This window comes from Pedobacter sp. Bi126 (genome assembly GCF_918698245.1).
In the GTDB taxonomy this organism is placed as follows: domain Bacteria; phylum Bacteroidota; class Bacteroidia; order Sphingobacteriales; family Sphingobacteriaceae; genus Pedobacter.
In genome coordinates, this window is record NZ_CAKKMS010000010.1 from 103,556 (window position 1) to 116,169 (window position 12,614).

The window sequence follows — 12,614 nt, forward strand, 5'->3', positions numbered from 1 at the left end:
GTTAAAATGAACAGTTAACACCAAATACAATTGTTCTTAACGGAGGTAATACCTGACCAATTGTACCAGTACCTAAACCTGAAGGCCCACCCTGAACCGTAGTTTCTGTATCTAAAATATACTTGTTTTTCGCCCAGGTATATAAGTTTTGGCCTTGAACGAATACGCTAGCATTGGCTACTTTTATAGGCTTCAGCCATTCTTGAGGAAGCGTGTAAGATAAATTAACAGACCTCAACTTAAGGTAAGATGCATCGCCATACACGGCATCAGAAGAAGTATACAAATTATAAGATGCAGCTATTGGTTTTCCAGCGGTTGCCGATGCTCCGGGAATATTGCTATTGGTGTTCGTTGGCGTCCATCTTCCCAACCAATAGTCATTCTGGTTAGCCAGCGCCCCAGGTCTGGTATTCACGATTTGCGTAACACCAAAGCGATGGTTAAATTGGAAGAATACCCCCAGTTCAAAACCTTTATAAGTAAAAGTATTACCAAAGCCACCAAAGAAAGGTGTTCCAAGATCGGCTACATAACGGTCATTTATATCAATTACACCATTACCATCTCTATCTTCATACATAGCCGTTCCATTTGTAGGATTTACTCCTAGAAAATGATAGAGACGGAATAAATTGATTGATTCACCCACCACGTAGCTTGAAGCAGAAAAAGATTTATCGAGATTTGGAAATTCGAGTAACTTATTTGCAGTAAAAGTGAAGTTGACATTTGTTTTCCAGCTAAAATCTTTAATAACCAAGTTTGTACTGTTCAATTCTAACTCCAAACCTTTATTCTGAATCAACGCAGGTAGGTTAGCCTGGTATGAATTGTACCCACTTTGGGTAGCCAAAGTATTATAAGCTATTTGATCAGATGACCTGTTTCTATAATAGTTGGCTGTAAATGAAATGCGGTCTTTTAAAAAGCCTAAATCAATACCAAACTCTAGTTTTTTAGTGGTTTCCCATCTTATATCTTCATTTGGAATAGTTGTAACAACTGTTGCTGCATTGCCTGCGTAAGCTGTAGTATTGGAGTATAGTGGAAGATAAATAAAATTAGGAATCTGATCATTTCCGGTAGTACCAAAACTTCCTCTAATTTTACCAAAGCTTAAGAATGATAAATTATCTTTTATAAAACCTTCATTTGAGAACACCCATCCTGCGCCAATTGCACCAAAATTACCGAAACGGTAAGGAGGGCCAAATCTCGAGGAACCATCCCTTCTGAAAGTGGCGTTTAAAAGATATTTTTCCTGCCAGTTGTAGTTTAGTTTGGCAAAAACAGCATCATATTTATACTTAACAATATTATTGTACAATACAGTGGTAGTACCTGCAGCACCCAATGTGCCCAAGAGTGCTTCATTGCTATAATTGGTTCCAGAAAGATAAAGTCCATTGGATGTGTTTTGTTGAAAACTTGCTCCAATAAGTGCTGTAAATTTCCCCTCCCCAATTGTTCTTACATAATCCAATGTTGGCTCAACGATCCAGTTTTGGGCGTTAAGGTTAGTAAAAACTGCAGAACTTGTAGGGTTGTTTGCAGGGTTTTGAGATGATGCGGGTGTAGTGGCAACCTGCTCGAGCCTGGTATTGGTATAGCCAAAATTTGCTTTAGCGGTTAAACCTGGTAAAATGGTATATTTAAGATTGGCATTGGCAATTAAATTATTAGTTACTCCGTTATATCTTCTTAATAAACTGGCCAAGGGGTTTGTAAAACCTGTAGCCCAAAATAATTTACCAGCAGCATCGTAAAGTGGCAAATTTGGTGGCACATTATATACTGATGATACATCGGAAGTGGGTACATCTGTATTATCATTACTATAGCTAACTGAAAATGAAGCATTGAACTTCTTGTTTAGCGAGCTATGATCTAAATTCAGTCTCGATGAAAATCTTTTTGCTGCGTTATCCCCTAAAAACACGGTGCTTTCTCTGCGGTAAGCAGAATTGAAGAAGAACCGGGTCTGATCATTGCCACCCGACATCGATCCTTGTACTTCGTTGATATGCCCTCTGTTTCCAATTAATAGTTTTTGAAAATCAGTACTACTATTTTGGTCCCAAACAGTTAAGTCGGGTGCATTTGCAGCATCAGGAACAACATTGTCGTTTTTAAAAGCTTCTTTTCTTAAAGCAAGGTACTCCTGGAGATCTAATACGGGAATAAATCTGTTTACTTCGGTAAAGCCAGTATTTAAATTTACATTAATTTTAACGCGTCCTGATGTCCCCTTTTTAGTCGTAATTAAAACTACGCCATTTGCACCTCTCGATCCATAAATTGAAGTGGCATCTGCATCTTTCAAAATATCGATACGCTCAATATCAGATGGATTGATCATGCTAAAAGGACTTACACCTCCACTTGCGCCAGAAGTTCCAAAGGCATTTAAATTATCTGTTGCAGGCTGACCTCCATTAAAATTGGTAAACGGAACCCCATCAATTACATATAATGGAATTCCTCCCTGCGACAGTGAATTTTGCCCTCTGATCTGCACCTGGATCGCTCCACCCGGAACACCATTGTTCTGGGCAATCAATACACCCGACATCCTGCCCGATAGTGCCGCTAATGGATTACCAACAGGTTGTTTTTCGATCTCTTTCGCCGTAATGGATGCAACAGATCCGGTACTTGTTTTTCTGGTTGTAGTGCCATAACCAATAATCTGTACCTCATTCAGGCTGCCTACCGAAGGTTTCATTACAATCTTGTACGAATTTTCTGAGCCAATAACCTGTTCCGTATTCTGATAACCAATACAGGTAAAAAGCAGCACTTTCGTTCCCTCATCCGGAAGGTTAATTCCAAACTGGCCGTTTCTATCAGTCGCTGTACTCACCTTATTACTTTGTTTCAGCAGGATTGAAACCCCTGGGATGGGAACTCCATCTTCATCTACCACAATACCAGAAATTCTGATGTCAACAGGCACCGCTTTAACTTCTGGTTTTATCGAAGAAATTAAAATTCTGTTATTTAACTGGGTTATTTTAAAACGTTTGGAGTTAAACAGCACATCAAGCAGTTCCTGAACCGTACGTTTTTGCACCGGGATATTTATTTCCTTTAGTTCTTTAAGATCGGTATTCCTGTAAATAAAAATAAAAGGTGTTTGCTTTTGAATTTTTTCAATAGCAGAGAATACACTCTCATGATTTAATCCAAGCACTACTTCTGTATTGGAGATCGATTGACCGTTGGTATTAGAAGCAAAGATTAATGAAGAGGTGGCAAAAGTTATTATAGCTAATACAAAGCTTAAACGCATAATCTGACGAATTAGATATCGTGATTTTTTGGAAGCGAAAAATTTCTTACAGGGATTCCCGCCCTCTGCTGATTGTGCAGAAAATTTCATAATTTTAAATGTTTTAAATGATGCCTAAATTGTTTAATACATGCTGTTCCAATTCCAGCTGGAACAGTGCAAATTTTATCTCTCTGTCTTGCAAGGACAGGGAGATTTTTTCATCAGATGTGGAAATAGTAGAGTTCTTTCATGTAGTTTGGTCTGTTTGGTTTTAGTTGATTGATTATTTAATTATTGCAATCCTTGCCCGAAATAAAAATCTCGTTGGCTTTGGTTACATATGCTGCATTATTAAAAGAAGTTATCACCTGCAAAATCTCATCAAGGCTTTCACCCTTTTGAAAAGTAGTGGTAAAACGGCAATTTTTGCCCCGGTCATCTACAAAAGTAATTTTGGTTCCAAAACGTTTGGCTAATACGTCAATGGCATCTTTCATGGTAATATCCTCAAAGAAAATATCTTTTGCCTGCCAGTCTACAACTTCCTGCGATATCACTTTGGTCAAGCTTGGCATTTTTCTCTTCTCGTCAAAGGTTAGCTGTTGATTAGGTGTAAGTACCCCTAAAAGCTTTTGATGATCTTGCACACTTACTTTTCCACGCGTTACTGTTACCACAACCTGCTGTCCGTCAATGGCTTTAATATTGAAAGCGGTACCTAAGACAGTTGTTTTAACTTTTCCTGCATAAACAATAAAGGGCTTGGCCGAATCATGAACAATATCAAAATATCCTTCTCCTTTAAGTGTAACTTCTCTGGTATTGCCATCAAAGTTTTGGGGATACAGCAAAACCGCACCACTATTTAATATCACTGTACTCCCATCCGGTAATACTATTTTTTTATGTTCTGTGTCTGCTACTACATTAACAACTGCTCTATTGGTTTTAGCGGTTATTTTTTGTGTGGCAGGTTTTAAAAAATAAAAAGTAGAAAAACCTGCAATTAATAATATAGCGGCCCAACCTATCCAGGCAAAATTTAATTTAAACGACTTCTTTTCTTCCCCGCTGACAATTTCATTAAAAATTTTATTGGCCTTACTTTCTGCTATAGTTTCTTCAGATTGAAATAAATCCCAATCCTTTTCCATTAAGCGTTTTTCAAATTCAACATTGCTTGAGGCGTTAAGATGATTAAATAAAACGCTCTTTTCTTCTTCGGAGATCGTATTTTGAGCATACTTCTCCAGAAGTTCACTTATTTCTTCATTTTTCATACAAATGGCGATATAGAAAAGATATTATTTTGTTCGTTTTAATAGTTGACGTTTGTGAAACACAAAAAGAGGTAGTCAAAAAAAAGTTTTTTTTTAAAAAAAACAACCTAATACTAAGAAAACAACTTAAATCTTAGCAAAATCCAATAGAATTGATGGAGCGCTTATTTTAATAATCCGAGAAAAACGAAAGAGATGAGTGGTATGGCATTATTTTCACCAACCAGGGTGCGTAATGTTTTTAAGGCCTCTCTTAAATGAACCTTAACAGTAGCGGGTGCAATATGAAGTATTTCTGCAACTTCTTTTTGTTTCATCCCTTCAATATGGCACATCCGATAAACCAATCCTTGTTGCTTAGGGAGCTTAGCCAGTAATTGATCAACGTAGCTTTGCGCATCTTTCCGCATAATGGCATCTTCAGTCCCTGTGTCCTGCTCGCTCCACACAACTTTCTGTAAGTCTGATGTTTTGTTTTCAGCGGCAATAGCCCTAAGCAAGTCTAAAGTAAGGTTAACGGCAATTCTTCGAATGTAGCCACCAAAGTTTTCAACAGCATTCAGATTTTCTCTTTTTAACCAGATTTTAAGGAAGGTTTCCTGAACGATCTCTTCAGCTTTTTCTTTAGATTTAAGGTAGCGGTTGGCGTAAGAAAAAACTTTATTTTTATAAGCATCAAAAATCAAGCGAAAGGCCTGTTGATCGCCAACAGCTATTTTGAGAATTAAATCCCTTTCCTCTCCCAATTCCTTATTTTGCATATACTAATATAATATTTTCAAAGCAGGTTTTTTGGCTGGTGATATGTTTTTGCAGTGCCAAAACGTCTCATTCATTAATTACACTGAATTTAAAAACAATCCATAAGTGCCAAAAAATTAGTCCCTAACCTACAATGGTTGCAAATTATATCTTCGGTCCGAATCTATAATTTTTGGTAAGACTACAAAAAAATCCCACAATTATTTCTAATTCTTCTATAATTTAACAATAAAAACTGCTAAACAGTAAAAATATGATCAGTCACTTCAAAAATAAATCAAGAATTAAAATTAATCATCGAAATGTATGAATTTTTATAAAATGTTGCACCGTACTTTACAATACAGTGCAACATTTTATATTTTACTGAACCAATAAACCTATGCGTTAAGATTAGAAATTTGTATTAATGATTAATTGGCTTCTGCCAGAATCAACAAAATCAAGTGGAATAATCCCGAATTTACCATGGGTATTGTTGGTAAAAAACGTATTGATTTTTGGATTGATGAAATTCGATACAGTAGTAATACTTGGGATACTGAATATACCTGCCTTATAACCACTTGCATAGTTCAGATAAAGCCTATTGGAAGCATCATTTTTTGCCTCATTTAACAATGTTTCTACTTTTGTCCATTTAGTATTCACATCGTTAACATTGTAAAAATCCTGAACTTTTAACGTTGCAGCATTATTGATATCAAATGTGGTATTATCAGCCCAGGCCGTAGCATCGATTCCTTTAGGCGATGATCCGGAAAACCTTCTTAAGAGTCTGATTTTTCCACGGATACTGCCCAGTGTTGGAATATTATTCCCCAAATCCCATTTTGCAGGATTTTGCTGAACATAAGCATCAAAAGTTTGCTCAAACGACCTGGTGTTGTTTGTTGGCGTATGCTCCTCTTTAACACTCATAATGATTGTTTCGGTTGGATGGCTGTTCAGAAAATTGATACACGCATTTAGTACGTCATTAAAATTAAGGTTCTGATAAATTGCCCCGTGATGGATCGCGAAAGCATTATCAATGTGCCTGCAGCGAATGTCTAGATAACGGACGCCCGCATTTAATTGATCGGTAATACTCAGGTTCTGGCATTTTGCAGTACCTGCAACTTGCTCTTGTGTTGCGCCAGAATCATGCGTACCAGGAATAGAAATGGCAGCGATGCTTGTTTGGTCGGCTACTACACTCATCCAACTGTTTAATGAAAAGCTTAACAATTGAGCATTTGCATTTGCCGTGCTTTTTAGATTGGAGTTTGAAAAATTGCCTTTTGGTTGTTCTTCTTTTTTACAGGCACTAAAGGTTAGCACCAGGGCCACAATAAGTGGTAGTTGTAATTTTCTCATAGTTTTTTAGAAAGATTGATGATCTATTTGGTTCAGGATAATAAAGCTAGTAAAAGGTTTTACTAAATCGATATACCATAAATAATTTCATAATTAATTAATATTGATCGGGCTGAGCTGATCCATTTCGGATTGATGGACCGAAATAGTTATATTAGCAGCATTAATCATAATGAACACGTTCACACAAACCAATCTGACGAAGCTATCTTCATTTCTTTTAAAAAAGCAATGCGTAATTGCCATTTATCTTCTACTGGCTATTGTTGCGGGTTACAAACAGTATCACCATCATTCTTACAATAATTATCTGATTTTCAAATATGTATACTGGCATACTGTAGATCTGCAAAATTTATACAATAATTATCCAGAATATTTAGACAGTAACCACTACGGACCTGTATTTTCAATCTTTATTGCGCCTTTTGCACTGTTGCCCGATGGTCTAGGTGCTGTTTTTTGGAATGTAGCCAATGTATTGATTTTGCTTTGGGGAATTTACAGTCTTCCGATATCATTAAACAAACGCACTATTATTGCCTGGATCTGTGCACACGAAGCCTTAACTGCACTCTTTAGTTTTCAGTTTAATATTGCCCTAACAGGGATTATTTTACTCAGCTTTTCTTACCTTATTAAAAAGAAAGAAATACAGTCTGCTTTTTTTATCGCTTTTGGTACTTTGGTTAAACTATATGGAATTGTTGGACTGGCATTTTTCTTTTTTAGCAAGAACAAGCTAAAATTTATCATAGGCTGTTTTATTGCTTTTGCGGTATTATTTGCTTTGCCAATGGTTATTTCATCTCCGGCATTTGTAATTCAATCATATAGCGACTGGTATCATTCCCTTGCCCATAAAAATGATTTAAATGCATCATTGACTTCATTCCAGGATATTTCTTTAATGGGTATTGTAAGAAGGGCAACAGGTAACATAAACATTCCAAATACTCCATTTTTATTGGTTGGTCTTGTATTATTTGGTTTGCCCTATTTACGGATTAAGCAATATAAACACCTCGGCTTTAGGTTAATGTTATTGGCATCGACACTTATTTTTACGGTTATATTTAGCAGCGGTTCTGAATCTCCAACCTATGTTATCGCTTTTGCAGGTATTGCCATTTGGTTTATGGTGCAGCAAAACCCTAAAAAAGGATGGATAATTGCCTTATTTATTTTTGCATTTATATTAACCAGCCTATCGCCAACCGATATTTTCCCAAGGCCGGTTAAAGAATTTATTCGTCTATATTCGCTTAAAGCCCTACCTTGCGTTATCATTTGGCTAACCATAGTCTATCAAATGATGAAAGAAGATTTTGAGTCTTATCTGATTGCCGATAAATGAATAAACTAGTTTCTATAGTAATTCCTGCTTACAACGAAGCCGATAATATTTTTGTAATAGCCGAAAGTATAAAAAAAGTTTTTTCGACCATCAACTACGATTATGAAATTATTCTGGTTGATGATGGAAGTGCGGATCATACGCTCGAAAAAATAAAGGATTATGCTTCAACCGCAGACAATATATTCTTTCTCGAATTCTCTAAAAATTTTGGCCATCAATTAGCGGTTAAAGCGGGTATGGACCATGCTTTTGGCAATTGTGTAATTTCTATGGACTGCGATATGCAACATCCTCCGGAACTGATTCCGGAAATGCTACAGAAATGGCAGGAAGGCTTTGAGGTGGTATACACCATCAGGGAAGAAGATAAAAATTTGTCAAAAGGAAAAAGAAGTTCATCAAATCTATTCTACAAAACCTTAAACTGGCTATCGGATATTGATCTCGAACCAGGTGCAGCCGATTTCCGCCTGCTTGATCAAAAGGTTGTTAGCGTTTTTAGGAATTTTCACGAAAACGAGCCCTTTCTACGTGGTTTGGTAAAGTGGCTTGGTTTCAAGCAGTTTGCCATTCGTTACAATCCTGCGGCACGCTTTTCAGGGAATAGCAAGTATACCTTTAAAAAAATGTTAAGGCTGGCACTGCACGGCGTTACCTCGTTCAGCATAAAACCATTGTATTCTGCGGTATACCTGGGTTTCATCCTTTCTTTTGCCTCTGTATTGTACATACCCTATATTATTTACGCATTTGTAAATCATGTAGAGGTTTCTGGTTGGGCATCTGTAATTATGACTATCGTCTTTTTTGGAGGGTTACAGCTCATTATCTTAGGTATTATAGGCATATATGTAGGTAAAATGTTTATGCAGTCTAAAAACCGTCCTAATTATATTATCCGTTCAACCAATATTCAGCAAAAATAAGATGGTACTGTTAAGTTTTGATATCGAAGAGTTTGATATGCCTTTTGAATACGGAAAAGATATTTCATTTCAAGATCAGATTGCCATTTCGAGGGCTGGCACCATAACCATTTTAGACATTTTGGATAAATACGAAGTAAAGGCTACTTTTTTTTGTACGGTTACCTTTGCTGAAAATATTCCGGATCTGATTAAAAGGATTACAGAAACGGGCCACGAACTTGCCTCGCATGGTTATTATCATTCTGATTTTAAGCCCGAACATCTTCTCCAATCCAAACTAAAATTAGAAGAACTCTCTGGCAAAGAAATTACAGGTTACCGCATGGCGAGAATGATGCCTGTTGACGAAAAGGAAATTGAAAAAGCCGGATATGTTTATAATACGTCTATTAATCCAACCTATTTGCCAGGGCGCTACAACAATTTTAATGTTTCCAGAACACATTTCATCAAAAATAATGTATTACAGATTCCAGCTTCGGTAAGCCCGTTAATTAGGTTTCCGCTGTTTTGGCTGTCATTCCACAATCTGCCTTTAGGCATTTACAAAACATTAGCCAGCTGGACATACAAAAAAGATAAGTACCTGAATATTTATTTCCACCCTTGGGAATTTACAGATTTAGAAGATTTTGAACGCTTTGGTTTCCCGGCTTACGTAAGAAAAAACACGGGCACAAAAATGGCAAAACGCACAGAAGATCTTATTTCATGGATGAAGGCTAAAAATTATCCCTTTGGCACCTTTCAGGAATTTATCCGTACTATTTCTTCAAACTGATAACTGCCATTGTAATTTGAAAACTATTTATACGTTTCGGCCAATTTAAGTGCATTATAGGCATTAACAATACCTCCGCTAACACATATTTCGCTAAAAGGTGTTCTAACATTCTCACCTCTTTCATTTTTATATTTCACCTTGTGTGCTACTTTCGAAACAGATTTCATGATAATCTCTCTTACCTGCGCTGGTTTTAAATCTGGGTAATAGCTTAAAATTAACCCCGCCAGGCCAGCAACAACAGGCGAGGCCATACTCGTTCCATCAGCTTCTTCATATTTGTTACCTGGCACCGTTGAGTTGATTAAAAATCCAGGGGCAAAAACATCTACATTATATTTGCCATAATTAGAGAAATCGGCTTTCAGGTTATCATCATCTTTATAAGCACTTGCACCTACTTCAATCCAATTATTGGCATGAGGCAGATTAAACTTTGCTGAGTCTATCGGCACTGGCTTTGTTAATGCAGATCGGTCATAAGATGGCCTCATGCCCATTCCGTTATTTTGTGACATCGGCTTGGGTGGCGTAAAATCTGGCTTGCTAGGTTTCTTATTGGCTTCCTTATAAGCTTCAGCTTCTTTACTTTCAAAAAACTTATTAGGAAAATTCTCTTCGATATCATTATTCTGGTTATCGTTTCCAGCTGCATGTACCAACAATACACCTTTAAGTTCTGCATATTTTACTGCCGAGTCTACTGCTTTTTTATCCCACTTGTAACTTTTACCAAAACTCATGTTGATTACCTTAGCACCGTTATCAACCGCGTATCTGATGCCATTGGCTACATCTTTATCCCGCTCATCACCTGTAGGTACCACCCTAATGGCCATAATACTCACATTATTGGCTACACCCAAAATACCTGCAGAATTTGTGCGATCAGCGCCAATAATTCCCGACACATGTGTACCGTGAAAAGCATCAGGGCCTTTTACGTCATTGTTCCCATAATCTTTCTCATAAGGATTGCTATAATCATCGCCAACCAATTCTGCACGCATATCATACTTAGGGTTTAAGTTGTACTTCAACATTGCATCGTATTGCTTGTACCCGTCTTTTATATTCTTATAAAATTTTTCGAAACTACCATCCTCTTTAGCGCCTTTTCTGATGATTGTTTTTACCTGCTCTTCAGTTTCATCATCAGCTTTATAACGGTCAATATCCTCCATCGTAGGGATCTCTTTTTTATTGATCTTGGCTACAGAATCTAAAACATTGTTAATGGCAATCAGAACTGAAAAGGTATTGCTGGCATCCTCGTACTTTTTGCCAAAATCGCCAACCATCTTCTTATAAAGTTTAAATTCTTCTTTTTGTATACTATCTAGAGGTGTCAAATTAGTTGTCGATTGATATTTTGGTGTATAAATCCTTAATAAACGCACCAGTTCCAAATTATCAAACTCTAGATTACCCTTTTTTGAACCTATAAAATTCCAGCCATGCATATCATCAACATAACCATTGCCATCATCGTCTATTCCATTTCCGGGGATCTCTTTTTTATTCGTCCATAAAACACGTTGTAAATCAGGGTGCTTGGTATCCACTCCACCGTCAATTACTGCTACAATAATATTTTGCTTAGGTTTTTTATCTTTTAAAAGCTCACGATAAGCTTTCTCTGTACTGATACCAAAATATCCATTCTCCAATAAATCGAGGTTAAACCAATTGGCAGGGAGTTGTACATTTTTACTTTGAGCAAAAACACTAAAATTTACACACAAAATAAAAGCAAGAAAAGTTAATTTCTTCAGGTTCACATTCATCATCATAATATGTACGTAATATTACAATAATACGGTTTTATTACCTTGAGGTTGAAAGATTTTACATTTTTTAACAAGCGTATAATAATCAATTTAGAGTAGCTACTTTAAGAGTAGACTAATCCTTAAATGCCTGGCAATAATCGAGGTCCTTTTACCATTAAGAATGGTAAACTTAAATAATTTCTTAGCTATCCTTCGCTGTGGAGAAATATAGTCTTAATGCGGCGTTTAAGTTATTTGTTAAGCATAATCCAGATGATTAATATTTTGATGCTTTGGAGCGCAGTAACAGTAACATGTAGGTTGGGTTCCGTCCTGCTGTACGCTGCAATCCTTTTTGGAAACCCTTGGGATAGACAATCTACCACTGCCAAAAAGGGATTTCCGCTGCCATCAGGGCTAGTGAACCTGGGACGGAAGGTGTAAAAACTCAGCGGAGATCAGCATAAACAGTTCTTAACGTCTCTTCACTCCTTAATGGTATAAATAAATCATCTGGAGCTATGCCAATAGTACTTAATCAGAACCCTTCATTTTGATTATCTGGAGCGCAGTAACAGTAACATATAGTTTGGGTTCCGTCCTGCTGTACGCTGCAATCCTTTTTGGAAACCCTTGGGATAGACAATCTACCGCTGCCAAAAAGGGATTTCCGCTGCCATCAGGGCTAGTGAACCTGGGACGGAAGGTGGTAAAACTCAGGGGAGATCAGCGTAATCTGCGGGAACAGAACCTTAACCCCGTCTTAACTTCTTAACGGCAGAAATAACCCCTGTTACAGTTCCTCTCACCATTAAGAATTAAGGGCATTAAGAAGATCATATTGGAACATTGCCTTAACTTTCTTAACTTCTTAATGATGGAAACAAGATAGGCATGGGCTATAAAATGCTTTTAAACGAAGAAAACCCTTCAACATTTCTGCTGAAGGGTTTCTTTTAAGATTTGGCACCGACCTACTCTCCCACGTGTTACCGCAGTACCATCGGCTCTGGTGGGCTTAACTTCTCTGTTCGGAATGGGAAGAGGTGGACACCACCGATATAGGCACCTAAATGTTTTTATTTGAGCTG

8 protein-coding genes and 1 rRNA gene are annotated in these 12,614 nt (G+C 37.1%); 3 read left to right on the forward strand and 6 right to left on the reverse strand.

Annotated elements, in window-relative coordinates:
* Position 1 precedes the first annotated feature (1 nt).
* From LQ201_RS24710 to LQ201_RS24725, 4 genes are all read right to left on the reverse strand, one after another.
* Positions 2-3,295, reverse strand: coding sequence for a TonB-dependent receptor (locus tag LQ201_RS24710; protein ID WP_230146713.1), 3,294 nt, complete (start codon positions 3,293-3,295; stop codon positions 2-4).
* Between the two features lie 269 nt (positions 3,296-3,564).
* Positions 3,565-4,557 carry a FecR family protein gene (locus LQ201_RS24715; RefSeq protein WP_230146413.1) on the reverse strand — a complete coding sequence of 331 codons (993 nt, stop codon included), beginning with the start codon at positions 4,555-4,557 and terminating at the stop codon, positions 3,565-3,567.
* Between the two features lie 164 nt (positions 4,558-4,721).
* A complete protein-coding gene (locus LQ201_RS24720; protein ID WP_230146414.1) occupies positions 4,722-5,318 on the reverse strand; it encodes an RNA polymerase sigma factor in 597 nt (198 codons plus the stop codon).
* Positions 5,319-5,712: 394 nt separating this feature from the next.
* Positions 5,713-6,678, reverse strand: coding sequence for a phosphatidylinositol-specific phospholipase C (locus tag LQ201_RS24725; protein ID WP_230146415.1), 966 nt, complete (start codon positions 6,676-6,678; stop codon positions 5,713-5,715).
* A 172-nt stretch (positions 6,679-6,850) separates the two neighbouring features.
* On the opposite strand from LQ201_RS24725, the gene LQ201_RS24730 reads away from it, so the two are divergent.
* The 3 genes from LQ201_RS24730 to LQ201_RS24740 are packed head-to-tail and all read left to right on the forward strand — an operon-like array spanning position 6,851 to position 9,748.
* Positions 6,851-8,035: a glycosyltransferase family 87 protein gene (locus LQ201_RS24730; protein ID WP_230146416.1), complete on the forward strand. Its 1,185-nt coding sequence runs from the start codon at positions 6,851-6,853 to the stop codon at positions 8,033-8,035.
* Positions 8,032-8,964 carry a glycosyltransferase family 2 protein gene (locus LQ201_RS24735; RefSeq protein WP_230146417.1) on the forward strand — a complete coding sequence of 311 codons (933 nt, stop codon included), beginning with the start codon at positions 8,032-8,034 and terminating at the stop codon, positions 8,962-8,964. Before LQ201_RS24730 ends, LQ201_RS24735 begins: the two co-directional genes overlap by 4 nt.
* 1 nt (position 8,965) lies before the next feature.
* A complete protein-coding gene (locus tag LQ201_RS24740) occupies positions 8,966-9,748 on the forward strand; it encodes a polysaccharide deacetylase family protein (RefSeq protein ID WP_230146418.1) in 783 nt (260 codons plus the stop codon).
* Between the two features lie 23 nt (positions 9,749-9,771).
* Here LQ201_RS24740 and LQ201_RS24745 read toward each other — a convergent pair whose 3' ends face one another.
* Positions 9,772-11,538 (reverse strand): S8 family peptidase, encoded by a 1,767-nt coding sequence (locus LQ201_RS24745; RefSeq protein WP_371823072.1) that lies wholly within the window; start codon positions 11,536-11,538, stop codon positions 9,772-9,774.
* A gap of 946 nt (positions 11,539-12,484) precedes the next feature.
* Positions 12,485-12,596, reverse strand: a 5S ribosomal RNA gene (gene rrf / locus LQ201_RS24750).
* Positions 12,597-12,614: the final 18 nt, after the last annotated feature.